Source organism: Streptomyces sp. CRN 30, from assembly GCF_034105845.1.
The window spans coordinates 1-26,501 of sequence record NZ_JAVRHI010000494.1; the positions used below are offsets into that span (position 1 = coordinate 1).

Annotated in this window: 20 protein-coding genes and 2 pseudogenes; 10 read left to right on the top strand and 12 right to left on the bottom strand. The window is 72.5% G+C overall.

Annotated elements, in window-relative coordinates; translation table 11 throughout:
• Positions 1-73 precede the first annotated feature (73 nt).
• The 4 genes from ppk2 to UW392_RS56335 all read right to left on the bottom strand — a co-directional run bounded on the left by ppk2 (position 74) and on the right by UW392_RS56335 (position 3,152).
• Positions 74-1,045: a polyphosphate kinase 2 gene (gene ppk2 / locus UW392_RS56320; RefSeq protein ID WP_320783282.1), complete on the bottom strand. Its 972-nt coding sequence runs from the start codon at positions 1,043-1,045 to the stop codon at positions 74-76.
• A 70-nt stretch (positions 1,046-1,115) separates the two neighbouring features.
• The gene (locus UW392_RS56325) at positions 1,116-1,358 is read right to left on the bottom strand and encodes a DUF6411 family protein (RefSeq protein WP_320783256.1); all 243 of its coding nucleotides are present in this window, start codon (positions 1,356-1,358) and stop codon (positions 1,116-1,118) included.
• 147 nt (positions 1,359-1,505) lie between these two features.
• Complete coding sequence (locus UW392_RS56330) at positions 1,506-2,960, bottom strand: FAD-binding oxidoreductase (protein WP_320783283.1); 1,455 nt, start codon at positions 2,958-2,960, stop codon at positions 1,506-1,508.
• Between the two features lie 27 nt (positions 2,961-2,987).
• The gene (locus tag UW392_RS56335) at positions 2,988-3,152 is read right to left on the bottom strand and encodes a hypothetical protein (protein WP_320783257.1); all 165 of its coding nucleotides are present in this window, start codon (positions 3,150-3,152) and stop codon (positions 2,988-2,990) included.
• Between the two features lie 316 nt (positions 3,153-3,468).
• Between UW392_RS56335 and UW392_RS56340 the strand changes: the two genes are divergently transcribed.
• Positions 3,469-4,122, top strand: coding sequence for an ATP-dependent endonuclease (locus UW392_RS56340; RefSeq protein ID WP_320783258.1), 654 nt, complete (start codon positions 3,469-3,471; stop codon positions 4,120-4,122).
• Positions 4,123-4,156: 34 nt separating this feature from the next.
• Here UW392_RS56340 and UW392_RS56345 read toward each other — a convergent pair whose 3' ends face one another.
• From UW392_RS56345 to UW392_RS56355, 3 genes are all read right to left on the bottom strand, one after another.
• The gene (locus UW392_RS56345) at positions 4,157-5,080 is read right to left on the bottom strand and encodes a LysR substrate-binding domain-containing protein (protein WP_320783259.1); all 924 of its coding nucleotides are present in this window, start codon (positions 5,078-5,080) and stop codon (positions 4,157-4,159) included.
• A 114-nt stretch (positions 5,081-5,194) separates the two neighbouring features.
• Complete coding sequence (locus UW392_RS56350) at positions 5,195-6,289, bottom strand: AEC family transporter (protein ID WP_320783260.1); 1,095 nt, start codon at positions 6,287-6,289, stop codon at positions 5,195-5,197.
• A gap of 216 nt (positions 6,290-6,505) precedes the next feature.
• Entirely contained in the window at positions 6,506-8,209 is a 1,704-nt protein-coding gene (locus UW392_RS56355) for an NAD-dependent malic enzyme (protein ID WP_320783261.1), read from the bottom strand.
• 340 nt (positions 8,210-8,549) lie between these two features.
• On the opposite strand from UW392_RS56355, the gene UW392_RS56360 reads away from it, so the two are divergent.
• From UW392_RS56360 to UW392_RS56370, 3 genes and pseudogenes are all read left to right on the top strand, one after another.
• Entirely contained in the window at positions 8,550-10,085 is a 1,536-nt protein-coding gene (locus UW392_RS56360) for a cytochrome ubiquinol oxidase subunit I (RefSeq protein ID WP_320783262.1), read from the top strand.
• A gap of 26 nt (positions 10,086-10,111) precedes the next feature.
• Positions 10,112-11,059, top strand: a pseudogene (gene cydB, locus UW392_RS56365) (cytochrome d ubiquinol oxidase subunit II); the annotation flags it as partial.
• Between the two features lie 96 nt (positions 11,060-11,155).
• On the top strand, positions 11,156-12,532 hold the full coding sequence (locus UW392_RS56370) for an NAD(P)/FAD-dependent oxidoreductase (RefSeq protein ID WP_320783284.1): 1,377 nt from the start codon (positions 11,156-11,158) through the stop codon (positions 12,530-12,532).
• Between the two features lie 83 nt (positions 12,533-12,615).
• Here UW392_RS56370 and UW392_RS56375 read toward each other — a convergent pair whose 3' ends face one another.
• A complete protein-coding gene (locus UW392_RS56375; protein WP_320783263.1) occupies positions 12,616-13,197 on the bottom strand; it encodes a helix-turn-helix domain-containing protein in 582 nt (193 codons plus the stop codon).
• 77 nt (positions 13,198-13,274) lie between these two features.
• On the opposite strand from UW392_RS56375, the gene UW392_RS56380 reads away from it, so the two are divergent.
• The 5 genes from UW392_RS56380 to UW392_RS56400 all read left to right on the top strand — a co-directional run bounded on the left by UW392_RS56380 (position 13,275) and on the right by UW392_RS56400 (position 21,286).
• Complete coding sequence (locus tag UW392_RS56380) at positions 13,275-14,213, top strand: DMT family transporter (RefSeq protein ID WP_320783264.1); 939 nt, start codon at positions 13,275-13,277, stop codon at positions 14,211-14,213.
• Positions 14,214-14,324: 111 nt separating this feature from the next.
• On the top strand, positions 14,325-14,837 hold the full coding sequence (locus UW392_RS56385) for an SRPBCC family protein (RefSeq protein ID WP_320783265.1): 513 nt from the start codon (positions 14,325-14,327) through the stop codon (positions 14,835-14,837).
• Between the two features lie 47 nt (positions 14,838-14,884).
• Complete coding sequence (locus UW392_RS56390) at positions 14,885-17,227, top strand: FdhF/YdeP family oxidoreductase (protein WP_320783266.1); 2,343 nt, start codon at positions 14,885-14,887, stop codon at positions 17,225-17,227.
• A gap of 170 nt (positions 17,228-17,397) precedes the next feature.
• A complete protein-coding gene (locus UW392_RS56395) occupies positions 17,398-18,294 on the top strand; it encodes a universal stress protein (RefSeq protein ID WP_320783267.1) in 897 nt (298 codons plus the stop codon).
• A 199-nt stretch (positions 18,295-18,493) separates the two neighbouring features.
• The gene (locus UW392_RS56400) at positions 18,494-21,286 is read left to right on the top strand and encodes a cation-translocating P-type ATPase (RefSeq protein WP_320783268.1); all 2,793 of its coding nucleotides are present in this window, start codon (positions 18,494-18,496) and stop codon (positions 21,284-21,286) included.
• Here UW392_RS56400 and UW392_RS56405 read toward each other — a convergent pair.
• The 4 genes and pseudogenes from UW392_RS56405 to UW392_RS56420 form a co-directional block, all read right to left on the bottom strand.
• Positions 21,274-21,594 (bottom strand): annotated as a pseudogene (locus UW392_RS56405) (hypothetical protein); the annotation flags it as partial. The gene UW392_RS56400 and the pseudogene UW392_RS56405 overlap by 13 nt on opposite strands.
• A 759-nt stretch (positions 21,595-22,353) precedes the next feature.
• A complete protein-coding gene (locus UW392_RS56410; protein ID WP_320783269.1) occupies positions 22,354-23,877 on the bottom strand; it encodes a tripartite tricarboxylate transporter permease in 1,524 nt (507 codons plus the stop codon).
• Positions 23,877-24,473, bottom strand: coding sequence for a tripartite tricarboxylate transporter TctB family protein (locus tag UW392_RS56415; RefSeq protein ID WP_320783270.1), 597 nt, complete (start codon positions 24,471-24,473; stop codon positions 23,877-23,879). Before UW392_RS56415 ends, UW392_RS56410 begins: the two co-directional genes overlap by 1 nt.
• Complete coding sequence (locus UW392_RS56420) at positions 24,470-25,456, bottom strand: Bug family tripartite tricarboxylate transporter substrate binding protein (RefSeq protein ID WP_320783271.1); 987 nt, start codon at positions 25,454-25,456, stop codon at positions 24,470-24,472. The genes UW392_RS56415 and UW392_RS56420 overlap by 4 nt, the downstream gene beginning before the upstream one ends.
• 180 nt (positions 25,457-25,636) lie before the next feature.
• Between UW392_RS56420 and UW392_RS56425 the strand changes: the two genes are divergently transcribed.
• The gene (locus tag UW392_RS56425) at positions 25,637-26,416 is read left to right on the top strand and encodes an IclR family transcriptional regulator (protein WP_320783272.1); all 780 of its coding nucleotides are present in this window, start codon (positions 25,637-25,639) and stop codon (positions 26,414-26,416) included.
• Positions 26,417-26,501 lie beyond the last annotated feature (85 nt).

Here is a 26,501-nt window from a genome sequence, read left to right on the forward strand (position 1 = left end):
ACGCGACATGCCGCCCCGCGTCGGGACGCGGGGGCGGCATGTCACGGGACGACGGTGTGCGAGGCGGTCTTCCTCACTGCTGGTCGGGGTGCTCCCCGGGGCCGTCGAGCTGCGGGGACAGCGGCGTGGGCGACAGGTCGGTCGGCTCCTCACCGCTCTCCAGGAGGGTGTTGGCGGCGCCGATGACGCGGAGGTCGGCGGCGCCGACGGCCTCCTCGTCCTTGGACGGGTAGTCGCAGCGCAGCAGCAGGTGCCGCATCGCCTCCAGCCGGCCCCGGCGCTTGTCGTTGTTCTTCACCACGGTCCACGGGGCGTGCGGGGTGTCCGTCGCCCGGAACATGTCGACCTTGGCCTCGGTGTAGGCGTCCCACAGGTCGAGCGAGGCCAGGTCGGTCGGGGACAGCTTCCACTGCCGTACGGGGTCCACCTGGCGGATGGCGAAACGGGTGCGCTGCTCGTTGCGGGAGACCGAGAACCAGAACTTCACCAGGATGATGCCGTCGTCGGCCAGCATCTGCTCGAAGACCGGTGCCTGGGCGTAGAAGTGCTGGTACTGCTCGGGCGTGCAGAACCCCATGACCCGTTCCACACCGGCCCGGTTGTACCAGGACCGGTCGAAGAACACGATCTCGCCGGGGCCCGGCAGATGGGTCACGTACCGCTGGAAGTACCACTGGCCCGCCTCGCGTTCCGTGGGCTTCTCCAGGGCGACGACCCGCGCGCCGCGGGGGTTGAGGCGCTCGGTGAAACGCTTGATCGTGCCGCCCTTGCCCGCGGCGTCGCGGCCCTCGCACACCACGACGATGCGCTGCCCGGTCTCCCGTACCCACCTCTGCAGCTTGAGCAGTTCGATCTGCAGGATCCTCTTCTGGCGCTCGTACTCCTTGCGGCCGAGCTTCTTCTCGTACGGGTAGTTCTCGCGCCAGGTGTCGAGGGGCTTGCCCTCGGCGTCGAGCAGTATCGGCTGCTCGGGCCGCTCCTCGTCGACGAGGAGGCCCTCGAGCAGGTCGACGTCGTCGCGGGTGCCCGCCGCGTTGGCGGGGATCGCCTCTCGGGCGGGTACGGGTTCGGACACGTGCGGGCCTTCCTGGACCGGTGCGGCGGATGTCGGTCGATCAGAACGGCATACGGCCACGGGCCTTGCGCCCCGTGGAACCGCTGCGGCTCACCGCGCGGGAGCTGCTGTGGAACGGCTTGCTCAGCCAGCGGCCGAGCGGGCCCGGAGCCTTGCCGGCCGCCTGCGAACCGGCCCCGAGGGTGCGCTGCGTACCGCGCTCGGGGTGCCGCGAAAGGCGCGGTACCAGAAAGGCCAGGACGAGCAGGACGACACACACCGCCACGATGCCGGCGACGACCATGACACACCTCACCACTGTTGGCTGACAGGACCGGCGGCTACCGGCGCCCTCGTGTGCGGGAGGCACACGAGGGGCGGACGGTGGCCGCACAGTGCTCCGAATGCCCGGGGGAGGGGGAGTTACGCCCGCCCGAGGTACGGACGCGGGTCAGCCACCGCTGGTCCCGGTCCCGGTGGCCCCGCCGACGGTGCCCCCGGACCGCTCGCCCACGACCTTGCCCGGGTTGAACAGCCCGAGCGGGTCGAGGGTGTCCTTGACGGCGCGCTGCACCGCGCAGACGGCGGGACCGAGTTCGCGTTCCATCCCGGCGCGCTTGAGCAGGCCGACGCCGTGCTCGCCGGTCACCGTGCCGCCCAGGGCGACGGCCTCGGTGAGCAGTTCCTCGAAGGCGGCCTGGGCGGCCTCGCGCGCCGCCTCGTCGCCGGGCGGGGTGATCAGCAGCGGGTGCAGGTTGCCGTCCCCGGCGTGCGCGATGGTGGCGATCCTGATGCCGTGCCGCCGGCCGATCTCTTCTATGCGGGCGAGCATCGCGGGCACCGCCGAACGGGGCACGCACACGTCCTCGGTGAGGACCGGGCCGAGCCGTTCGAGCGCCGGGTACGCGAGCCGCCGCGCCTCGAACAGCGCCTCCGCCTCGGTCGCGTCGGTGGACCGCTCCGCCCACACCGCGCCGGCCTCGGTGAACGCCTCGGCCACCGCGGCCGCCTCGTCCTCCCCGGCCTGACCGGGCGCGTCCACGCGGGCCAGGAGCAGCGCGGCGGTACCGGCCTCCAGTCCGAGGTGCTTCCAGTCCTCCACCGCCTCCAGGCACGCGCGGTCGAGCAGTTCCAGGGCGACGGGGCTGAGCCCGCGCCGGGTGATCAGCGCGACGGCCTCACCGGCGGCGACCAGGCTCTCGAAGGCGCCGACGACCGTGTGCGGGGTGGTGCGCGGGGCGGGCCGCAGCTTCAGGGTGATCTCGGTGACCACGCCGAAGGTGCCCTCGGAGCCGACCACCAGGGACGTCAGGTCGTAACCGCTGACCCCCTTGGTGGTCCGCCGGCCCACCCGGACGGCCGTGCCGTAAGGGCCCGCGGGGCCGCCCATCACGACCTCCAGGCCGAGGACGTAGTCACGGGTGACGCCGTACTTCAGGCAGCACAGGCCGCCCGCGTTCGTCGACACGTTGCCGCCGATGGTGGACCAGGGGGCGCTGGCCGGGTCCGGCGGGTACCACAGGCCGTGTGCGGCGACGGCCGCCTTGAGGTCGTTGTTGACCACGCCGGGCTGGACCACGGCGAGCAGGTTCTCGGTGTCGATCTCCAGGACGCGGTTCATCCGGGAGAGGTCCAGGACGAGGCAGCCGTCGGTGGCGTTGGCGCCGCCGGACAGGCCGGTGCCGGCGCCGCGGGGCACCACGGGGACGCCGAGGGCGGCGCACGCGCGCACGGCCCGCTGCACCTCCTCGGTGGACGTGGCCCGCAGCGCGGCGAGCGCGCGCCCCGCCGGGGCCCACTCGGCGTCGTCGGCGCCGAGGGTGGCCAGGACGTCGGGGTCGGTGATGAGAGTGCTGTCCGGAAGCGCTGCGGCCAGGGCTTCCCGGGTGTCGGCGGCGGTGGTGATGGCGTCCCTCCTTCTTCCCCCTTGAGACTAACCGTCCAGCATGCGGGCAGGCGGGTGGGGCGGAACGGCGGGCGCGTCCGGCCGTCGCACCATGTGCACGTCGATCGGGTCCTGCTCCTCCACGGTGAACCCGTGGCGCTCGTACAGCCGCCGGGCGGCGCTGCCCCGCAGGACGGTCAGGCGGACCGGCACGCCCTCGGTGTCGGTCCGTCGCAGCAGCCGGCCGCACCACCGTGGCCCGCAGCTCCGCGATCGTCTGGACGTCCGCCGGCCGGGCGGAACGCAGCGTCCACGCCGTGGGACGGCCCGGCCCGCCCCCGTCGGCCGCCCGGTCCGGCCGTGCTCCGTCCGCCCTGTTGCTCGTCAGCATGACCGGAGTATCGCAGCGGCCCGCCGGCCCGACGCGCGGGCGGGGACGTCGCCCGGACCGGCCGCCGCCCCCGCGAAACACGCGTGCGTAAGGAGTCGGGGCCGTGCCACGATGACGTGCGGGGGAGAGTGAGGTCGCGTGGACGAGTCGGGACGGTTCCGGTCGGCGGTGATCGCGTGGGCGGCCGGCGGGGCGGGCACGGACACGGCCGCCGCGGTGGCGCGGGGGCTGGTCGGCGGGGTGCGGACGATCGTGCTCGTCGAGGGGGACAGCGACCGGATCGCCCTGGAGGCGCTGGCCACGCGTCAGGGCCGCGACCTGGGTGCGCAGGGCGTCGCGGTGGTACCGCTCGGGGGTGCGACGAACATCGGGCGCTTCCTGGACGTGTGCGGCCCGCCGGGGCTCGGTCTCCCGCTGGCCGGCCTCTGCGACATCGGGGAGGTACGGCACTTCCGGCGTCACCTGGAGCGGATCGGACTGGCGCCCGGCGGCCCGCGCGCCGGACTGGAGGCACTCGGGTTCCACGTGTGCGTCGCCGACCTGGAGGACGAGCTGATCCGCGCGCTCGGGGCCGCACGGGTGCTGCGGGTGATCGAGGAGCAGGGCGAGACGCGGCCCTTCCGCACCTTCCGGGGCCAGCCGGCGCAGCGGGAACGGCCCGTGGAGCACCAGCTTCGCCGCTTCATGGGCACGCACAGCGGCCGCAAGGCGCTCTACGCGCGGGCGCTGGTCGCACACCTGGACGAGGAGCGCGTTCCCCGGCCGCTGGAGCGCCTCCTCGCGCGCGTGTGACGGGCCGACGCCCGGATGTGCTGCCCCGGGCGGGTCACGACCCGGCCGTGCTGGGCTCGCGGGCGCCCGCCGTGGCCCGCAGGGCGTGCTCCATGAACCGCTGGGGCGCCGGCGGCAGGCCGCGGGAGGACAGCCAGGCGATGCCGATGTCGCGTGCCGCGTGCACGTCGGTCATCTGGAGGTAGCGGACGGGCAGGTCAGGGCTGGTCTCCGGGGCGGTGGCACGGGACGAGGCGGGGATCAGGGAGACGCCGAGGCCGGCCGCGACCAGGCCGCGCAGGGTCTCGACCTCCTCCCCCTCGAAGCCGACGAGCGGGGAGAAGCCTGCCTGGTGGCAGAGCGTCTCGGTGACGTTGCGCAGCCCGTAGCCGGGCTTGAGCACGATGAACGGCTCCTCGGCGACCTCGGCCAGCCGGACCCGGCGGCGCTGCGCCATGCGGTGGCGGGTGGGGACCGCGAGCCACAGGGGCTCGACCAGCAGCCGGCGCCAGGTGATCAGGGGGTGGCCCGGGTCCTTGCTGGTGATGATCAGGTCCGCGGTGGAGTCGAGGAGGGTCTGGGCCAGGCCGATCTCACCCGCCTGGTGCAGTTCGAACCGCACCTGTGGGGAGGTCTCGCGGAAGTCGGTGACCAGCCGGGGGACCAGCCAGGTGCCCAGGGTGTGCAGGAAGGCGAGGGACACGACGCCCGCCTGCGGGTCGACGACCTCGGCCACGGCCCGCAGCCCGCGGTCGTAGCTGTCGAGCACGGCGTCGACGTGACTCTTGAACATCCGTCCCGCCGGGGTGAGCCGCAGGACCCGGCCGACGCGCTGGAAGACCTTCGCGCCGACCTCCTCCTCCAGCCGGTTCAGCGCCCGCGACAGGGCGGGCTGGGTGACGCCTGCCTCCGCCGCGGCATCGGTGACCGTCGTACCTCCGGCCACGGCCTGGAAGGACCGGAGTACCTGCAGATCCATTCCTTGATTCTCACTTCACATGGACGGAGGGGCATGCGGATGCGGTGTGCGTACGGCGCACGACCGCCTGCCGCCGGACCTCCGGGGCCCGGCGGCAGGCGGTCGTGGGACGGATCAGCCGACCAGGTTGATGATCACCGGGAGAGTGATGAACGACAGGACCAGGCTGACGACGACGGCGGAGCCGATGGTCTCCTCGTCCGCCTTGTCGCCGTACTTCGAGGCGAACATCAACGGCACGGGGGAGACGGGGAAGGCGAGGATCAGCGCGGCCTGTGCGGCGTTCTCCGAGGAGGTCAGGGCCTTGCCCACGTAATAGAGGAGCAGCGGCAGGACCACCACGCTGATCAGGGAGATGACCCACACCCGGGCGTACAGGCGCGGACGGCCGACCTTGGAGACGGAGAGCCCGACGTAGAGCAGCGCGGCCGAGGAGGCGGCGCTGGCGAGCAGGTTGAGCGAGGTGCCGACGACCTCCGGGACGCCGACGCCGACGACGGAGAGGAGCAGGCCGAGCAGGGGACCCAGGACGAAGGGCTCGCGCAGCTGGTGCACGACCGTCTGCAGGGCGGAGGGGCGGGGCGGCTCCGGAGCCGTGCCCACCGTGTCGGTCGCGATGTCCACGGGGGCGACGGCGACGGCCGTGCCGCCTCCCGCGGTGGCCGTCGAGGAGGCCATCGCGTGCTTCGGCGCGGCGGTGCGGGTGGTGGCGGACGCGGTGCTCGCGCCGGTCCGCAGCGCCGTGCGGTCGGGCAGGCCGAGCATGACCAGGACGGCCGGGTCGAGGATGACGTTGACGAGGATGCCCGCGACGGCGATCGGGATGGCGGCCTGCGCGGCACCGAAGAGGCCGGCGAGGATCGAGGTGCCCATGAAGGCGTACTGCGGCTGCACACAGGCCAGCGCGAGCAGGGCGGCGCGCTTGAGGGGCGTCCGGGCCGCGTGGCGGATGACGAGGAACAGGACCGCGTAGACGACCAGGAAGCCCAGCGCCAGCAGACCGGCCAGGGGCAGCTTCTCGACCAGGGTGTGGCGCGGCGTCTTCCAGATGCTCAGCAGCAGGGAGGCGGGCAGCGCGAGCTGCATGGTCAGGTCGCGCAGCGCCTTGGTGCCGCCCGCGTCGAACAGCCGGAGCCGTCCGGTGCCGTAGCCGACCAGGATGATGAGGAAGACCGGCACCACGACGGTGAAGATATGGGAAAAACTCATGCCTGTTTCGTTTTTCTGAGATGGATACGGGTGGCTCGGCCGTAGCCCGGTGGTGGTCGGTCTGTCAGCCGTCGAGCCGGACCGGGTGGGTCACACACCCGGATCCGGCTCGACGTCGTGGCATCGGCGGCACGGACGGACAACGCGGTCGAGGGCCCGGCGGCGGGCGTCGTCATGGCCGGCCGCCGAGGGGGTTCGGTTGCGGGGGAGAGGCGGTCAGACGGCCTCGACCGGGAGGTAGACCGGGCGCCACATGGCGGCCCGGACGCGCTCCTCGATGGTGTCGTCAACCGTCTCGTGGGCGACACCCTCACGGGCGGCCGCCCGGGCGACGGCGACCGCCACGTCCAGCGTGGTCTCCCGCAGCCGGTCGATGGGCGGCAGGATGGGCGCGCCGGGGACGCTGGCGTCGGTGTGCCGGGCGACGGCGTGCGCGACGGCGGAGAGCATGCCGTCGGTGATGCGGTCGGCGCCGGCGACGATGGCGCCGAGACCCAGGCCGGGAAAGACCAGCGCGTTGTTGGCCTGCGCGATCGTGTAGGTGGTGCCCCCGTGCTCGACGGGTGCGAACGGGCTGCCGGTGGCGATCAGCGCGCGGCCGCCGGTCCAGGCGAGCAGGTCGGCGGGGACCGCCTCGGCCAGCCGGGTCGGGTTGGACATCGCCATGACGATGGGGCGCTCGGTGTGCGCGGCCATGGTGCGGACGATCTCCTCCGTGAAGGAGCCGCCCTGGCCGGAGGTGCCGATCAGGATGGTGGGCCGCGCCTGCGCGACGACCTCGGCGAGCGGGATGCCGCCGAGCTCCTCGTCGTGGCTCCAGCCGGCGACCTCGGCGGCGCGCCGGGCGTAGCGGATCTGGAAGTCGCGCATGCCCTCCTGGCCCTGGGTGAGCAGGCCGTGGCGGTCGACGGCCCAGATCCGGGCGGTGGCCTGCTCGGGGGTCAGGCCCTCGGCGATGAGCGCGTCGCGCAGCTGGTCGGCGACGCCGATGCCGGCGGTGCCGGCGCCGAAGACGACGATGCGGTGGTCGGTCAGCGGCACGTCGGTGGCGCGGACGCCGCCGAGGACGGCGGCGAGGTTGACGGCGCCGGTGCCCTGGATGTCGTCGTTCCAGGTGAAGTACTTGTCGCGGTAACTGTCCAGGATGCGGCGGGCGTTGGCCGGGCCGACGTCCTCCCAGTGCAGCAGGGCCTTGGGGAACAGCCGGGCGGCGGTGGAGAGGTAGGCCTCGACGAAGGAGTCGTACGTGGCCTGGTCGACGCGCTCGTGGTGGGTGCCCAGGTACAGCGGGTCGTCGAGGAGCTCCGCGCGGTTGGTGCCGACGTCCAGCATCACCGCGAGGGTGCGGCTCGGGTCGATGCCGGCGGCGGCGGTGTAGACGGCGAGCTTGCCGACCGCGATGTCGATGCCGCCCACGCCCCAGTCACCGATGCCGAGGATCGCCTCGCCGTCGGTGGCGACGATCAGGTCCACGTCGTCCGGGCCCAGACCGGTGGCGAGGAACGCCCGCTCGATGTCCTCGGGCGCGTCGGCCGACAGGTAGACCCCGGCGGGGCGGCGGTACTCGTAGCTGTAGCGTTCGATGGCGGTGCCGACGGTCGGGGTGTAGACGATGGGCAGCATCTCGGGGAGGTGGTCACCGAGCAGCCGGTAGAACAGCACCCGGTTGCGGTCGTGCAGGGCCGTGAGGTAGACGTTCTTCGCCAGGTCGGTCGGCTGCGCCCGGTACTGCTGGTAGGCGCGGGCCACCTGCTGGTCCTGGGTGAGCACCTGCGGCGGGACCAGACCGATCAGGCCCAGTGCCCGTCGCTCCTCCTCGGTGAAGGCGGTCCCGCGGTTCAGGAGGGGATCGGCCAGTACGGCACGGCCCCGGGCCTCCGTCTCCAACCGCCCCTGAGCGGTGTTCCACCTCGTCTTCATGGTTCGACTCCTGTCTGGTCCCCGTCGTCTGGACGTGATCAAGGGTCGGACGGAACGAGACATGATTCCAATGCCTCGGTCGCACCCCATTCATGAGCGCGGGGAATTCAACGCCCCTGACGTGCGGCCTTTGCCAAATGCGGAGAATTGTCGCTGCTCAGCCATGTGACGAAGCGCGCAGTTTCCGACGCGCGGATTACCTGCGGGCATGAATGCCAGGTCAATCAGGCATTGGACACATGGCCACCTTGCTTGTCAGGCTGCCGTCGTCGCAGGTCCGGGACACATTCATCCTTACATTGTGAATGTGTTCACATTCACAAGAAGGGAAGCGCATTCCATGTCTCCCGAGTCGATCGCCCGATGGCAGTTCGGCATCACCACCGTCTACCACTACCTGTTCGTGCCGCTGACGATCAGCCTGGCCGGTATCACCGCCGGACTGGAGACCGCGTGGGTGCGCACGCGGAAGGAGAAGTACTTCCACGCCACGAAATTCTGGGGAAAGCTCTTCCTGATCAACATGGCGATGGGCGTGGTCACCGGCATCGTCCAAGAATTTCAGTTCGGCATGAACTGGTCCGCCTACTCCCGCTTCGTGGGCGACGTCTTCGGCGTCCCGCTGGCGATGGAGGCGATCATCGCCTTCTTCTTCGAGTCCACGTTCATCGGCCTGTGGATCTTCGGCTGGGACCGGCTCCCACGGCGCGTGCACTGCTTCTGCATCTGGATGGTGTCCCTGGGCACGATCCTCTCGGCGTACTTCATCCTGGCCGCCAACTCCTGGATGCAGCACCCGGTCGGCTACGTACTGGACCACGGCCGGGCCCGGCTGACCGACTTCCCCGCGGTGCTGTTGCAGCCCCTGCAGGTGCTGGCCGGACTGCACGCGATCACCGCCTCCTTCATCACCGGCGGCGCGCTCGTCACCGGCGTCTCCGCCTGGCACCTGCTGCGTGCCCGGCGCGCCCGGACGGCGGCCACGGTCGTGGACCGCAAGCGGATCGCGGTGATGCGCACCTCGCTCAGGGTCGGCCTCGGCGTCCTCGCGGTGGCGGGCCTCGCCACCCTCATCGACGCGGACAGCCTCGGCCAGCTGCTCATCGACGAGCAGCCGCTGAAGATGGCCGCGGGGGAGGGGCTGTGGAACACGGTGGCGAACGCGCCCTTCTCGGTCTTCGCCCTCATGGACGTGGCCAAGCACACCAACGTCCTCGACCTCGACATCCCGTACGTGCTGTCGTTCCTGGCGCACCACAGCTTCACCGCGCCCGTGACCGGCATCAACGACGCGGCCTCGGCGATGGCGGCGCAGTACGGCGGCACGGCCGACGACTACCTGCCGAACATCACCCTCACGTACTGGTCCTACCGCGCCATGATCCTGTTCGGGATGACCTCCTTCGCGGTCGGCGTCGCCGGGCTGTGGCTCACCCGCAACCGCCGGATGATCGACCCGGCCTTCGTGACGGAGCCCGAGGAGGTGCCGCACCTGATGCTGACGCCGAACCGGCCCCTCGGCCCGTTCCTCACCGAGTGGGCCTGGCGGGTCATGATCCTGACGATGCTCTTCCCGCTGGTCTCCAACTCCTTCGGCTGGATCTTCACCGAGACGGGCCGCCAGCCCTGGGTGGTGTACGGACTGCTGCGCACCGCGGACGCCGTCTCCCCGGGGGTGTCCGCCGCCACGATGCTCACCACGCTGATCGGCTTCACCGCGCTCTACGCGGTCCTCGCCGTCATCGAGGTCAGGCTGATGGTCACCTACGCCAAGGCGGGCCCGCACCTCGCGGAGGAGCCGCCCGAGCGTGACCCGAGGCTGCGGGGACCGTCCGCCGCCGAGGACGACGACAAGACCCTCACCTTCGCCTACTGACCGGCTGCCGAGACGGACGTATCGTCATGCATCTCCACGATTTCTGGTTCCTGCTCATCGCCTTCTTCTGGACGGGCTACTTCGTCCTGGAGGGCTTCGACTTCGGCGTCGGCGTGCTCACCCGGCTGCTGGCCCGCGACGAACGCGAGCGCCGCGTCCTCATCAACACCATCGGCCCCGTCTGGGACGCCAACGAGGTGTGGATGATCGCGGCCGGCGCCGCCACCTTCGCCGCCTTCCCCGGCTGGTACGCCACCCTCTTCAGCGGCTTCGACCTGGTGCTGTTCGCGATCCTGGTCTGCCTGATCATCAGGGCGGTGGCCTTCGAGTACCGCGCCAAGCGCGACGGCGCCCGCTGGAAGCGCAACTGGGAGCGCGCCATCTTCTGGACCTCCCTGCTCACCCCGCTGCTGTGGGGCGTGGTCTTCGCCAACATCGTCCACGGCGTCGCCATCGACCACCGGCACGTCTACACCGGCGGCCTCGCGGGACTGTTCCACCCCTACGCCCTGCTCGGAGCGGTGACCCTGCTGGTCGTGTTCACCGTCCACGGCGCGGTCTTCGCCGCGCTGAAGACGACCGGCGACATCCGCGCCCGGGCCCGTACCCTCGCCCTCCGGCTCGGCCTGGTGGCCGCGCTGCCCGCCGCCGCCTTCCTGTTCTGGACCCAGGCGGACCGCGGCAACACGCGCAGCCTGATCACCGTGGTCATCGCCCTCGCCGCCTGGCTGGTGGCCCTGGCCTGCACCCGGGCGGGCCGCGAGGGCTGGGCGTTCACGTTCTCCGCCGTCACCGTCGCGGCGACCGCGGCGACGCTCTTCCTGACCCTGTACCCCGACGTCATGCCGTCCACGACGAACCCGGCGTGGAGCCTGACGGTCACCAACTCGTCCTCCTCGGCGTACACGCTGGGGATCATGACCTGGATGAGCGCGTTCTTCGCTCCGCTGGTCGTCGCCTACCAGGCGTGGACGTACTGGGTGTTCCGCAGGCGCCTCGGCACCCACCACATCCCGCAGGCCGCCCCGCACCGCCCCACTCACACCGATCACACCAGCGAAGAAGCCGCCATGCCTGTCGCTCCCGCCCCCGACCGTCCCCGCATCCTCGTCGCCGGCGGCGGTTACGTGGGCCTCTACACCGCGATGCGCCTGCTGAAGAAGGCGCGCCACGGCGAGGCCACCGTCACGGTCGTCGACCCGCGCCCGTACATGACCTACCTGCCCTTCCTGCCCGAGGCGGCCGCCGGCAACGTCGCCCCGCGCAACCTGGTCGCGCCGCTGCGGCCCGTCCTGGCGGGGGCGGAGGTGGTGACCGGCCACGTCATCTCGGTGGACCAGGCCGAGCGGATCGCCCACGTCCGCACGGCCATGGGCGACACCTTCGAGCTCCCCTTCGACCAGCTGGTCGTCGCGCTCGGTTCCATCTCCCGCACCTTCCCGATCCCCGGTCTGGCCGAGCACGCCATCGGCATGAAGTCCGTGGAGGAGGCCATCAGCCTGCGCAACCACGTCATGGCGCAGCTGGACCGCGCCGACTCCACCACCGACGAGGCGGTCAGGCGCAAGGCCCTCACCTTCGTCTTCGTCGGCGGCGGCTTCGCCGGTGTGGAGACCGTCGCCGAGGTGGAGGACATGGCGCGGGACGCCGCACGGACCTACGCCCACGTCGGCCGTGAGGACATGCGCTTCGTCCTCGTCGAGGCGGCCGGCCGGATCCTCCCCGAGATGGGTCCCGACCTCGGTGTGTGGACCATGGAGAAGCTGAGGCAGCGCGGCATCGAGGTGTACCTGGAGACCTCGATGGAGTCCTGCGTCGACCAGCACGTGGTGCTGAAGAACGGCGTCGAGGCGGACGCCTCCACCATCGTCTGGACGGCCGGGGTGCGGCCCGCCCCCGCCCTGGCCCACTTCGGGCTGCCGCTCGGCCCGCGCGGGCACGTCGACACCCGGCCCACCCTCCAGGTCGTCGGGCACGACCACGTGTGGGCGGCGGGCGACAACGCCCAGGTGCCGGACCTCGCCGTGGGGGAGGGCGCCTGGTGCGCGCCCAACGCGCAGCACGCCGTACGCCAGGCGCCGGTGCTCGCCGACAACGTGCTCGCCGCGCTGCGCGGCCGGCCGTTGAAGGAGTACCGGCACAAGAACCTGGGCGCGGTGGCCGGCCTCGGCCTCCACAAGGGCGTCGCGATCCTGTTCGACAGGGTCAAGCTCAAGGGCCGTACGGCATGGTGGTTCCACCGCCTCTACCACGGCAGCCGGGTACCGACCATGAACCGCAAGATACGCGTGTTCGCCGACTGGACCCTGGCCTCCCTCCTCAAGCGGGAGACCGTCGGCCTGATCGAGATGGAGACCCCCCGCGACCCGTTCACCGAGGCGGCCGGGCCGCTGCCGGGCGTTCCCGGTCCCCGTCCCCACGCCGAGGACGTGCGGCGTACCGGGTGAGCCGCCGAAGCGTCGAGTGCCCGGCCTGACACCGCGTCAGGCCGGGCATTCGACGTCATGCGTCATGCGTCGCGAGTCGCGCGTCAGGCGAGGAGGGCCCGCGCCCGTTCGCGGGCCTGCCCGATGGGGTCGTCGAAGATGCCGAGGCCGTGGGCGACGAGTGCTCCCTCGTGCAGCAGCATGAGGTCCCCGCCCAGTTGCTCGGCCTCCGCCGCGCCGGCCTCCCTGGCGAGGTCGGTGAACAGGGTGAGCATCCCCCGCTTCTGCCCGGTGATGACGGCGTAGGCCGGGTGGGCCGGGTCGCTGATCTCGGCGTGGGCGTTGACCATGCCGCACCCCTTGGGGCTGTGCTGCGGCGACCAGGCGCCCAGGGCGTCGAAGACGGCGAGGACGCGCGCCCGGGGCGTCGGCCCCGCGGCCTCCAGGTGCCGGGCGAGGAAGGCCCGCCAGCGTTCGTCACGGTCCGCGAGGTACTCCACGACGATCTGTTCCTTGGAGCCGAACCGGTCGTAGAGCGTCTTCTTCGTGACCCCGGCCTCGGCGGCGATCAGGTCCACTCCGACGGCGTGGATGCCGCGCTCGTAGAACAGCCGCGCGGCGGCCTCCAGGACGCGCCGTGCGGCGGGGGTCATGGTGACGCGCCGGGGGCTCTCGGTAGTACCCATGAGCAAAAGTATACGGATCTGTATAGTGAGGTGAGTAGACCGATCTGTTTACTGAAGTGCCGACTGAAGGGTGAGTCGTGCGTTCCCTGCTTTCGATCGCCTTCGTGCTCTGCTGGAGCTCCGGGTTCATCGGCGCCAAGCTCGGCGCGGGCAGTGCCTCCGCGGTCACGGTCCTGATGTGGCGGTTCCTGCCGCTGGCCGTCGTCCTGATCGGCCTCGCCGCCCTCCTCCCGGCCTCGTGGCGGGGCCTCACGGCCCGGGACGTGGCCCGGCAGGCCGTCATCGGCGCGCTGTCGCAGAGCGGCTACCTGCTCTCCGTCTACTACGCGATCCAGCTCGGGGTCTCCAGCGGCACCACGGCCCTGATCGACGGCGTGCAGCCGCTGGTCGCCGGGGCGCTCGCCGGACCGCTGCTGCGCCAGTACGTGTCCCGCCGGCAGTGGTTCGGCCTGGGCCTGGGCGTGACCGGCGTCGCCGTCGTCACCCTGGCCGATGCCACGGCCGGCGCGGGTGTGCCCTGGTGGGCCTATCTCGTCCCCTTCCTCGGCATGCTCTCGCTGGTGGCGGCCACGTTCCTGGAGAGCCGCTCCCGCACGCGCGTCGCGCCCATGGTGTCGATGACCGTCCACTGCGCCACGAGTGCCGTCGTCTTCACCGCGCTCGCCGTGGGCACCCGCAGCGCCGTGCCGCCCGCCGAGCCCTCGTTCTGGACCTCGATCGCCTGGCTCGTCGCCCTGTCGACCCTCGGCGGGTACGGGCTGTACTGGCTCATCCTCAGGCGCTCCGGAGTCACCGCGGTCAACACGCTCATGTTCCTCATGGCCCCGGTCACCGCGGTCTGGGGAGCCCTCGCGTTCGGTGAACCGTTCGGCCCGCAGACCGCCCTCGGTCTGGCCGTCTGCCTCACGGCGGTCCTCGTCGTCCGCCACGGTGACACCTCGGCCACTTCGACGGGCACGCCCGGCCGGGGGAGCGACACGGGCTCCGGCACCTCCGTCGCCGCCCACCGTGCATGACCTGCCCGTCCCGGGGAACCCGGGGGCGCAAGCGCGGGTGGCCGCGCCCGGTGCCGTGCCGCCGTCGCGCCGCGCGGTCACCGGTGGGCTGCGACGATACGGACGGGATGCATGAGCACCATCGAAGAGTCGATCGACGTCGACGTCCCGGTCCACGTGGCGTACAACCAGTGGACGCAGTTCCGGACGTTCCCCCGGTTCATGGACGGCGTCGAGCGCGTCGACCAGATCCAGCCGACCTTCACCCACTGGGTGGTCCGGTTCGGGGGACGCGCCCACCGGTTCGACGCGGAGATCGTGGAACAGGTTCCCGACCGGCACCTCACCTGGGAGGCCCTGGACAGACCGCTGCACCGGGGCACGGTGGCGTTCGAGGTCCTGGACGCCGGGCGCTGCCGGGTGACCCTGCGCATCGAGCCCTCGGCCCGCGGACTCGCGGAGCGGGCGGGCAACGCCCTCGGTCTCGTCCGCCGTGCCGTCCACCGCTCCCTTGCGTGCTTCAAGGAGTTCATCGAGCAGCAGGGCCGCGAGACCGGCGACTGGCGGGGCGAGATCAGCAACGGCCGGGTGCGGCCCGGCTCCGTACGGGAGCGGCCCGTGGTACCGACCTGGCCGACCGGCTGAACACGCACGACGGCCCGGGCGCACGACACGGACGAGGAGAGAGCACGTTGCAGAAGTCACCGAGCGAGGAACCGAACGAAGACCACCTCGAGGTCACCCCGCCCAAGACCTGGGCGGCGGGCGTGCCGGCGGTGTATCACGCCATGCAGTACTCCCTGTCCCAGACGTCACCCAAGCGCACGGGGCTCACGCTGCTCAACCTGAACCAGACCCGGGGCTTCGACTGTCCCGGCTGCGCCTGGCCCGAGCCCGAACCGGGGGACCGCCCCCTCAACGAGTACTGCGAGAACGGCGCCAAGCACACGAACGACGAGGCGACCTCGCGCCGCGTCACGGCCGACTTCTTCCGCCGGCACTCCGTCGGCGAACTGGCCGGGAAGTCCGACCGGTGGCTCAACCAGCAGGGCCGGCTGACCCAGCCCATGGTCAAGCGGCCGGACTCCGACCACTACGAGCCGATCACCTGGAGCGCCGCCCTGGACCTGCTCGCCGACGAGCTGCGGGCCCTGGACTCCCCCGACGAGGCGCTCTTCTACACCTCCGGCCGCGCGAGCAACGAGGCCGCGTTCGTCCTCCAGCTGTTCGCCCGGGCCTTCGGGACGAACAACCTGCCCGACTGCTCCAACATGTGCCACGAGTCCAGCGGCTCCGCGCTCAACGAGACCCTGGGCATCGGCAAGGGCGACGTCAGCCTGCGCGACATCTACCACGCCGACCTCATCCTCACCGTGGGACAGAACCCCGGCACCAACCACCCCCGGATGCTGTCCGCGCTGGAGGAGACCAAGCGCCGGGGCGGCCGGATCGTCGCCGTCAACCCGCTGCCCGAGGCGGGGCTCGCCCGCTTCAAGAACCCGCAGCGGCCCCGGGGCGTCGTCGGCCGCGGCGTCCAGGTCGCCGACAGCTTCCTGCACATCAAGGTCGGCGGCGACCTGGCCCTCTTCCAGGCGCTCAACCTCCTCCTGCTGGAGGCGGAGGAGGCCGCGCCCGGCACCGTGCTCGACCGCGCGTTCATCGACGAGAACACCATCGGCTTCGAGCAGTTCGCCGCGCACCTGCGCGCCGACTTCTCCTGGGCGAGAGTGGAGGAGGCCACCGGGCTGACCCGCGCCCAGATCGAGGACGTACGCGACATGGTCCTCGAGAGCGAGCGCGTGGTCGTCTGCTGGGCGATGGGACTGACCCAGCACAAGCACGGCGTGCCCACCATCCGCGAGGTCGTCAACTTCCTGCTGCTGCGCGGCAACATCGGCCGCCCCGGCGCCGGCGCCTGCCCGGTCCGCGGGCACAGCAACGTGCAGGGGGACCGCACGATGGGCATCTGGGAGCGGATGCCGGACTCGTTCCTCGACGCGCTCGGGCGCGAGTTCTCCTTCGAGCCGCCCCGCGAGCACGGCCTGGACTCCGTCGACTCGATCAGGGCGATGCGGGACGGCCGTGCCAAGGTGTTCGTCGGCCTGGCCGGCAACTTCGTACGGGCCACACCGGACAGCGAGGTCACGGAGGCGGCCATGCGCCGCTGCCGGCTCACCGCGCACATCTCCACCAAGCTCAACCGCTCCCACACCGTCTGCGGCGAGACGGCCCTCATCCTCCCCACCCTCGGCCGCACGGAGCGCGACGTGCAGGCCAGTGGCGAGCAGTTCGTGACCGTCGAGGACTCGATGAGCCAGGTGCACGCCTCCCGGGGCGTCCTGGAGCCGGCCTCCAAGCACCTGCTGAGCGAGGTCGCCATCCTCAGCCGGCTGGCCCGCCGCACGCTGGGCGACAAGGTGTCCGTGCGCTGGGAGCGGTTCGAGGAGGACTACGGATGCGTCCGTGACCACATCTCCCGCGTCGTGCCGGGCTTCGAGGACTTCAACACGCGCGTCGCGAAGCCGGGCGGCTTCGGGCTGCCGAACCCGGTGAACGAGGGCCACTTCCCCACGCCCTCCGGCAAGGCGGTGTTCACCGGCAACGACTTCGAGGCGCTCAGCGCCCCCGCGGGGCACCTGATCCTGCAGACGCTGCGCTCGCACGACCAGTGGAACACCGTCCCGTACACGGACAACGACCGCTACCGCGGCATCCACGGCTCCCGCCGGGTGGTCCTCGTCAGCCCCGCCGACATGCGCGGGCTCGGCCTCGCGGAGGGGGAGCGGGTCGACCTGGTCGGCGTCTGGCGCGACGGCGTGGAACGCCGGGCGGAGGACTTCCGCGTGGTCGGCTACCCCACCGCACGCGGCTGCGCCGCCGCCTACTACCCGGAGACCAACGTGCTGGTTCCGCTGGACAGCGTGGCCGACATCAGCAACACCCCGACGTCCAAGGGCATCGTGGTCCGCCTGGAGCCGCGTACGGGGGAGCGCACCCTGCGGGAGGCGGCGGGGCAGGGGAAGGTCTCCGCCTAGCCGGGCGGACCCGGCGCCGGGCTGTCCACCCGCGCTGCCCCCTTACGGGACTTTCCCGCCAAATCCGGCACATCGCGAGCACGGTCGTGTACGGCGAGGCCATGCTGCGTACAGGACCGGGCGGCCGGAGGACCCGCACGACGGGTGCCGGGGGAGCGCGAGGGGGCACGGTGAGTGGTCTCGTGGTCGTGGGTGTGGACGGCTCGGCGTCGGGTCTCGCCGCGGTGGAGGTGGCCGCGCTGGAGGCACGGTCGCGTCGGGCGGCACTGCGGGTGGTGCACGCGTTCCTGTGGCCCGCGATGCACGCACCCCTCGGGCCGTCGCCGCTGGGACCGCCGGAGGGCGGGCTGCGGAACATGGTCGAACGTCTGGTGAAGGAGGCGGTCGAGCGGGCGCGGGCGACGGCGCCCGGGACCGAGGTCGAGCACGCCGTGCTGACCGGTGAGCCGCTGACGGTCCTGGAGGCCCAGTCGCGCACCGCCGAACTGGTGGTGGTCGGGTCCCGGGGCACGGGCGGTTTCGTCGGGCTGCTGGTGGGGTCGACGGCGGTGCACCTGGCGGCGCACGGCCGGTGTCCGGTCCTGGTGGTACGGGAGCGGCCGCACACCGGCGGCCCGGTCGTGCTGGGCGTGGACGGCTCGGCCGCGGGCGAGCGGGCCGTCGACTTCGCCTTCGCGGAGGCGGCCCTGCGGAACGCGCCCCTGGTCGCGCTGCACGCCTGGACCACGTGGAACGCCCCGATGCCCGCACCGCAGGACGCGTCGATGCCGTACGCGAACGCGCGTCAGGCGCTGCCCGAGGGTGAGGAGCGCCTGCTGGCCGAAGCGCTGACCGGCCGTCAGGATCGGTATCCGGGCGTACCGGTGGAGCGCCGGGTGGTGCACGGCAGGACGCGTGAGGCGCTGATCGAGGCGAGCCGGTCCGCCCAGTTGCTGGTGGTCGGCGGGCGGGGCCGCGGCGGCTTCGCCGGGCTGCTCCTGGGGTCGGTCAGCCAGGCCCTGCTGCACCACGCGCACTGTCCGGTCGCGGTGGTACGGGGCCGGATCACGGGCTCTCAGGTGGCCTGATGGCCCCTGTCGCCGGAGGGGCGGTCGCACCGAGGCTGGAGCCGGACGGCCGCACCTCGGCGAGGGCTCCACGGGAGACGGGAGAGGCCAGTGAGTGACCTGGTGGTCGTGGGGGTGAACGGCCCCACCGCGGACGACGGCGACGGAGCGGCGGGCGTGACACCGGACGGTTCGGCCGCCCGGGGCGAGGAGCAGCGGAGTGACCGTGCCGCAGCGGCCCCCCGTCGCCGCGGCTGACGCCCCGCTCGGCCGGACGCCCCCGGAGCCGGTGGCGCACGCCTACCGGCACGGTGCCGCCGAGGTGGCCGGCCTGCTCGGCGTGGACCCGGCGGCCGGCCTGTCCACGGCGGACGCCGGACGGCGGGCCGCCGCCTGGGGCACCAACGAACTGGCCGAGCCGGCCCGCAGGCCGCAGTGGCTGCGCCTGCTGGACCAGTTCCGCAGCTGGCTGATCGGCATCCTGCTGATCGCCGCCGTCGTCGCCGGCTTCATCGGGGAGATCAAGGACGCCGTCGTCATCTCCGTGGTCCTCCTGATCAACGCCACCATCGGCTACCTGCAGGAACGCCGTGCCGAGCGCAGCCTGGAGGCACTGCGCCAGATGCTGGTGCCCACCGCCCGGGTACGCCGCGACGGCCGGGTCGGCGTGGTTTTGGCGCGCGACCTGGTGCCCGGCGACGTGGTCCTGCTGGAGGCCGGCGACCGCGTCCCCGCCGACGGACGTCTGGTGGTCGCCGCCTCCGTCGAGGCCGCCGAGGCCACGCTGACCGGCGAGTCCCACCCCGTGGCCAAGACGACCGCGCCCGCCGGGGACGAGGAGGGACACGGAGACGGGCCCGGGGCCGGCGCACCCGTGCCCGTGCCCGTCGCGGAACGCACCGCCATGCTCTTCATGAACACGGCCCTGACCCGCGGCCGCGCCGAGATGATCGTCACCGCCACCGGCATGCGCACCGAGGTCGGAGCCATCGCCGAGGCGCTGCGCACCGGCGGCGAGCCGCCCAGTCCGCTGCAGGTCCAGATGGACAGCCTGGGCCGGCGCCTGGCCCTGCTCAGCGGCGTCGCCGTGGCCGCCTACGCGGTCGTCGCCCTCGTCCGGGGCGAGGCGCCGGGGGACCTGGCGCTGCGGGCGGTGGCCCTCGCGGTCGCGGCGATCCCCGAGGGACTGCCCGCCGTCCTCGCCCTCACCCTGGCCCTGGGCGTGTACCGCATGGCCCGCCGCGGCGCCGTCGTCAAGCGCCTGGCCTCCGTGGAGGCGCTGGGCTCCGCGACCGTGGTGTGCAGCGACAAGACCGGCACCCTGACCCTGAACGAGATGACCGCCCGCGCCCTGTGGGCCGCCGGACGCCTGTACGACGTGACCGGCGAGGGCTACGACACCGCCGGTACCGTGCGCCCCGCCGGCGACGACGGCACCACGACCGGCGCCGAGCCGCTGCACGGAGCGATCCTGCCGTTCGTGCTGTGCAACGACGCCCGCCTCACCCCCGACGGCGTCATCGGCGACCCGACCGAGGCCGCCCTGCTCGTGCTCGCCGCCAAGTCGGGCCTCGACCCCGAGCTCCTGCGGACACGGACCCCGCGCACCGGTGAGGTCCCCTTCGACCCGGCCGCCAAGTACATGGCCACCTTCCACACGGACGCCGACGGCCGCACCCGCGTCCACGCCAAGGGGGCCGTGGACGTCCTGCTGGACCGCTGCACCCACGTCCTGGCCGGCGACGGCCCCACGCCCCTGACCGCCGGACGGCGCGCCGAGATCACCGCCGCCGCCCGGCGCATGGGCAACCGGGGCCTGCGGGTGCTCGGCGCCGCCACCGCCACCTCCGACCCGACCGGTCCGCGCCGGCCGGAGCCGCGCGAGGTGGAAGGGCTGGTCCTGACGGCGGTCGCCGGGATCGACGACCCGCCCCGCCCGCAGGCCCGGGACGCCGTGGCCCTCGCCCACGACGCCGGGGTCACCGTCAAGATGATCACCGGGGACCATGCCGACACCGCCACCGCGATCGCCCGCGAACTCGGCATCACCGGCGAGGTCGTCACCGGCGGCGAACTGACCCGGATGGGCGAGCAGGACCTCGCGGACCGCATCGAGGACATCGGCGTCTTCGCCCGCGTCGCCCCCGAGCACAAGGCCACCATCGTGCGCGCCCTCTCCGCGCGCGGCCACATCGTGGCCATGACCGGTGACGGCGTCAACGACGCGGCCGCCCTGCGCGCCGCCCACATCGGCGTCGCCATGGGGGTCACCGGTACCGACGTCGCCAAGGAAGCCGCCGACATGGTGCTGACCGACGACGACTTCTCCACCATCGTGCGCGCGGTGCGCGAGGGCAGGTCCATCTACGACAACATCGTCACCTTCGTCCGCTTCCAGCTGTCCACCAACATCGGCGCCATCCTCACCCTGCTCGCCGCCGTACTGGCCGGACTGCCCGCCCCCATGTCCGCGATCCAGCTGCTGTGGGTCAACATCATCATGGACGGGCCGCCCGCCATGGCCCTCGGTGTCGACCCCCCGCGGGACGACGTGATGCGCCGCCCGCCCCGTCCGCCCGCCGAACGGATACTCGACACCCGCCGCCTGGCCGCCATCACCCGTTCCGGCGCGGTCATGGCCACCGGCACCCTCGCCGTCTTCGTCGCCGGTCGGCAGCTCACGGACACGGCGACCGCCACGACCATGGCCTTCACCACCTTCGTGCTCTTCCAGCTGTTCAACGCCCTGGCCGCACGCAGCGAGGACGGCCCGGTGCTCGGTCGCCACCAACTGCACAACCGCGCCCTGTGGATCTGTCTGGGAGCCGTCCTCGCCCTTCAGGTCGTCGCCGTGCAGGTACCGTTCGCGCAGGGCGTCTTCGACACCGTCGCCCTCGGTCCCGTCCAGTGGGCCGTGTGTCTGGCCACCGCCTCCACGGTGGTGCTCGTCGAACACGCATGGCGTGCCGGACGGGCCCGCTTCGGTCACGCGGGCGACCGCTACCTCAGGTAAGGGCCGTCCGTCCCGATCCGGCCGGGACCGTCCAGGACGTGCACCCGGAGGTTCCCCTTCCCGGGTGCCGCGACGCTGAGCCTGCCGTCGGAGACGCGGAGGCTGCCGGCCAGGTGGTCGCCGTAGTAGGCGCGGCCGGTCGTGGCGAGGGGGCAGGTGGGGCCGCAGTCGATCCGCTCGCCCTTCCGGAACTCGATCTCCGAGCCGTAGTACAGGGTGGGGATGCCGCGGAAGGTCCACATCAGCGACATGTTCTCGGCCCAGGCGTCGGTGCCGCCGCTGTAGCGGGTGCTCGACTTGTTGGGGCCGAGTGCTCCGCGCCCCACATGGAGGTGCAGGCGGGATCGACGGCGATCACGCTGATACCGGCCTCGGCGCACATCGACAGGAGCCGGGCGCGGAGTCTGCCGGTGGGGAACGACAGAGCCTCCCGTGAGGACCCGCCCGCCGCAACCTCGGCGGGCGGCCCACGGCGGCGGACCGGACCGGCCGGTCCACGTCCGGGACACCACCCGGGCTGCCCGTACGTGCGCCTCGGTCACTCGGCGGGATGCGCGGGCACCGGCCGGGACGCGCACCGCGCGGGGGCTTCCGGTACGGAGGCCGCCGGGCCCGGTGTCCGGGTCCCGCTCACCCCGTCCGGTGTCCGGGGGCCGTCGCGTACGACGAACGGCGGATCCGCACCCTGCGGCGGCGGACGATACGACCGGCGGCGCCCGCCGCTCCCGCGGTCACCTCGCGCCGGGCACCGCCGTGCGCGTCATGCCGTCGCCGCGGCCGTGTACCGGGAGCGCACATAGGTGTACAACTCCTGGGCCAGGCGCGCGACGATCGCCTCGGCCAGCACCATCCCGACCCGAGCCATCAGGGTCACCACGAAACCGCCCACGTCCCACACTCTCCGCTTCCGGGCCGACGGCCCTGCGGCGCCCGGCTGACCGGCCCTGGCGGCCGTCGTCCTCCAACTGCCGAACGCCTCCCGGTTGATGCCCGCCGGGGTGCCCCTCGCCCCTGTCGGCGGGTGAACTGTGGGTGAACCCGCAGACAGGGGCGTGCGGCCGCGACGGTCAGGATGCCGGGACCGGGGCGGTCGCGGCCCGGCGGCGGTTGCGGGCGCGCTGGATCAGCAGGCCCGCGACGCCGAGGACGAGCACCAGGTACAGGACGATGGTGATCGGGCTCGACACCAGCGCCGAGGGATCGCCCTCGCTGACCGCCATCGCGCGGCGGAACTCGGTCTCGGCGAGCGGGCCGAGGATGACGCCGATGAGGACGGGGGCCACGGGCAGGCCGTAGCGGCGCATGGCGAAACCGAGCAGGCCGATGGCGAGGACGAGGACCAGGTCGAGGATCTTGCTGCTGGTCGCGTAGACGCCCAGCATGGCGAAGACCGTGATGCCGGCGTACAGGTAGTGCCGGGGCACCTTCAGCAGCTTCGCCCACAGCGGCGCGAACGGCAGGTTGAGCACCAGCAGGACGACCATGGCCACGAAGAAGCTGGCCAGCAGGGCCCACACCAGGTCGCTCGCCCGCTCGAAGAGCAGGGGGCCGGGCTGGAGGCCGTACTGGCGGAACGCGGCGAGCAGCACCGCGGCCGTCGCCGAGGTCGGCAGGCCCAGCGCGAGCAGGGCACCCATCGCGGTGCCCGCGGTGGCGTTGCCCGCCGCCTCCGGACCCGCGACACCCTGGATGGCGCCCTTGCCGAACATGGAGTCCTTGCGGCGCGACCCGAGCCGGCGCTCGGTGCCGTAGGCCAGGAAGGTGGGCACCTCGGAGCCGCCGACGGGGATGATGCCGAACGGCACACCGATCGCGGTGCCGCGCAGCCACGCGGGCAGCGCAAGGCGGATCTCCCCGCGCGACAGCCACAGCCGGCCCGTGGACGGCATGACGCGCAGGTCCTCCTTGGTCCCGCGCCGCGCGGCGACGGCGATGACCTCGCCGAGGGCGAGCAGACCCACGGTGATCACCACGATGTTGATGCCGTCGAACAGCTCCGGCATGCCTCCCGTGAAGCGCGCGGCGCCCGACATGCCGTCCACCCCGACCAGCGCGATCGCCAGTCCGATCACCAGGGCGGCGAGACCGCGCAGGATCGACTCGCTCACCACGGCCGAGATGGCGACGAAGGCGAACACGGCGAGCGCCAGGTACTCGGCCGGACCGAAGAGCGTGGCGAGTTCGGCGAGGTAGGGGGCGAAGAACACCACGAGCACGGAGGACAGGATGCCGCCGACGAAGGCACCGATGGCGGCGGTCGCGAGCGCCTGCGCGGCCCGTCCCGACCTCGCCATCCGGTGGCCCTCGATGGACCCGGCGATCGCGGTGCTGTTGCCGGGGGTGTTCATCAGGATGCCGGCGGTCGAGTCGCCGAAGAGCCCGCCGAAGAGCACGCCGGCGAACATGATGAACGCGCCGACCGGGTCGAGCGAGAAGGTCACGGGCAGCAGCAGCGCCACCGCCATCGCCGAACCGAGACCGGGCAGCACGCCGACGGCCGTGCCCAGCAGGGCGCCCACGAGCACCCACAGCATGTTCATCGGCGTCAGGATCGTCAGGAACCCGTCGCCGAGGTTGCTCAGGGATTCCATCAGAACACTCCTGCCAGGATGCCCGGGGGCAGGCTGAGGCCCAGTCCCGCGGAGAAGGCCAGTTGGACGGTGGACGAGATGGCGATCGACAGGAAGACGTCGAACACCGGCCGCCGGCTGCCGAGCGCCCGGGAGACGCCCCAGAACAGCAGCGCGCCGGAGAGCAGCCAGCCGAGCGGGACGAGCAGGACGATGAACGCCACGACGGTGCCGACCACTCCGGTCACGGCCCACCGGTTGCTGCGGGGGCGGGTCGCCTCGGCGTCCTCGGCCTCCTCGGCGCCGTCGGCGATGTCGTGGGCCTGGGTCGGCGGGGCCTCGGTGGTGGCGGACGTGAGGGCGGCGACCTGCGCGGGCTCGGGACGGCGCAGCACGTCGACACCCAGCAGGACGGCGAACACCACGCATGCGACGGCGACGATCGTGGGGAACAGTTGCGGTCCCGGCGAGGCGACGTTGGCCGGCACGTCCATGGTGAGCGTGCCGACGCCCAGCACGACGCCGGTGACGAGCAGCAGCAGCGGGACGATCAGGCCGGTGCGGCGGCGCAGGTAGGCGGCCGGGCCCGCGTCCGGCGGGGCGGGGTGGGTGGTCACAGGCCCAGCTCCTCGATGATGGTGTTCACTCTCGCCTGGTCCTCGCGGATGAAGTCGGCGAACTCGTCACCCGTCAGCAGGCTCTCGACCCACTTGTTGCGGGTGAGGGCGTCCTCCCACTCGGGGGTGCGGACCACTTCGGTGACGATGTCGGTCAGTTCCTGCCGCTGCTCGTCGCTGATGCCCGGCGGGGCCACCAGGCCGCGCCAGTTGGGCAGCGACACGTCGACGCCCTGCTCGATGAAGGTCGGGGTGTCGATGCCCGGCACCGGCTCGTCGGCCGAGACCGCCAGGGCCCGCAGGTTGCCCGCCTCGATCTGGTCGCGGAAGTCGTTGTAGCTGCTGACACCGATCTCGACGGTGTTCGACAGCAGCGCCGTGAGCACTTCGCCACCGCCCGCGAACGAGATGTAGTTGACGTCCTTGGGGTCGATGCCGGCCTCGCGCGCGGCGAGTCCGGCCAGCAGGTGGTCGGTGCCGCCGAGACCGCCGCCGCCGACGGCGTGGCTGTGCGGGTTCTTCCGCCACGCCGCCATGAAGTCCTGGAGCGTCCGGTACGGGGACTTCGCGGGGACGATGAAGACCTGGTAGTCCTCGGCGAGCCGGGCGATGGGGGTGGTGTCGTCCAGGTCCACGCGCGACTTGTTGACCGTGATCGCGCCCTCCATCACCGTCCCGGTCATCATCAGCCGCGTCGGATCGGCGCCCAGTTCGACGAACTGGCCGAGCCCGATGGTGCCGCCGGCCCCCGGCACGTTGACGACCTGCACGTTGTTGACGATCGAGCCCGCCCGCAGGGCCTGCTGGAACTCGCGGGACGCGAGGTCCCAGCCGCCGCCGGGCGCGGCGGGGGCGGTGACCGTGAGTTTCGACCTCGGGGTCGCGCCCGAGGTGGAGTTGCTCGCGTCCACCGCGGCGGCGCCGGCGAGCACCATGGTGCTCAGGGCGCCGACGACACCGAGCAGGAAACGTTTCCTCTGCACGATCACTCCCTTGTGATCTCGTACCTTCACCGAGCCGGCGCTGCGCTGGTCGGTCACCCCAGTGTGTCCGCCTAGTGGATATTCATGACCGCCAGATGGTAAACAGCACTCCAGCGACGAAGCAATGGAGACGGCACGACGAAAACGGCACGACAGGAAACGAAGGGAAGAAGGAGACCGATGTCCCCGACGACCGACGGTGGCGGCGGCATCCGGGCGGTGAACCGGGCGTGGCAGGTGCTGCGCGCGTTCACCCCGGAGCGCATGTCACTCACCCTGGCCGACCTCGTCCGCGAGACCGGCCTGCCGAGGACCACCGTCCTCAGGCTCGTGGAGACCCTGGTGGGGGAGGGGCTGGTGGAGTCGGGAGCGGACGGCCGGATCCGGGTCGGCACCAGCCTCATCGCCTTCGCGGCCTTCGCCGACACGGCCTGGACGGTGCCGGCCGCCTCCCTGGCGCGGATGCGCGCGCTGGCGGCCGAGACGGGCGAGACCGTCAGCCTGTACGTACGCCAGGGCACGCGGCGGGTCGTGGTGGGCCAGGCGCCCAGCCCCAACACCCTGCGCCACGTGGTCGAACCGGGCGACGCCCTCACCATGGCCCGGGGCTCCGCCGCCTACGTGCTGCTCAGCCTCGAACCGCCCCAGGAGCGGGACCGGCTCATCGCGGAGATCGCCGCCGCGGAGTCCGGCGGCGACGACGCGGCGCTGCGCGCCGGGACGCTGGCCGCCGCGGAGCGCGGCTGGTGCGTCACCCACGGCGAGCGCGAGCCGGGCAACAGCGGCCTGGCGGTGCCGGTGCCGTTCCCTCCGGGCGCCGCGCCCGCCCGGCGGCCGGTGCTGGCCGTGGGCGGACCCACCGTGCGCTTCACCGAGGACCGGATCGACGGCTTCGCGCACGCGGTCCGCCGCTGCGCGGAGGACCTCGCCCGCACCGGCCTGCCACCCGCCCTGTACTGACCGATCGTCCCCTCGCGGGCCGCCCGACAACTTACGGAGAACCGTGCACGCATACCCGCCCCCCGGGGCACTCCCCGTCGCCACC

Bases quoted from the DNA above. Each gene is read 5' to 3' on its own strand.
- UW392_RS56325 (WP_320783256.1), bottom strand. From the start codon at position 1,358: ATGGTCGTCGCCGGCATCGTGGCGGTGTGTGTCGTCCTGCTCGTCCTG.
- UW392_RS56345 (WP_320783259.1), bottom strand. From the start codon at position 5,080: ATGGATCTGCAGGTACTCCGGTCCTTCCAGGCCGTGGCCGGAGGTACG.
- UW392_RS56350 (WP_320783260.1), bottom strand. From the start codon at position 6,289: ATGAGTTTTTCCCATATCTTCACCGTCGTGGTGCCGGTCTTCCTCATC.
- UW392_RS56360 (WP_320783262.1), top strand. From the start codon at position 8,550: ATGTCTCCCGAGTCGATCGCCCGATGGCAGTTCGGCATCACCACCGTC.
- UW392_RS56425 (WP_320783272.1), top strand. From the start codon at position 25,637: ATGTCCCCGACGACCGACGGTGGCGGCGGCATCCGGGCGGTGAACCGG.
- UW392_RS56385 (WP_320783265.1), top strand. From the start codon at position 14,325: ATGAGCACCATCGAAGAGTCGATCGACGTCGACGTCCCGGTCCACGTG.
- UW392_RS56375 (WP_320783263.1), bottom strand. From the start codon at position 13,197: ATGGGTACTACCGAGAGCCCCCGGCGCGTCACCATGACCCCCGCCGCA.
- UW392_RS56410 (WP_320783269.1), bottom strand. From the start codon at position 23,877: ATGGAATCCCTGAGCAACCTCGGCGACGGGTTCCTGACGATCCTGACG.
- UW392_RS56355 (WP_320783261.1), bottom strand. From the start codon at position 8,209: ATGAAGACGAGGTGGAACACCGCTCAGGGGCGGTTGGAGACGGAGGCC.
- UW392_RS56370 (WP_320783284.1), top strand. From the start codon at position 11,156: ATGCCTGTCGCTCCCGCCCCCGACCGTCCCCGCATCCTCGTCGCCGGC.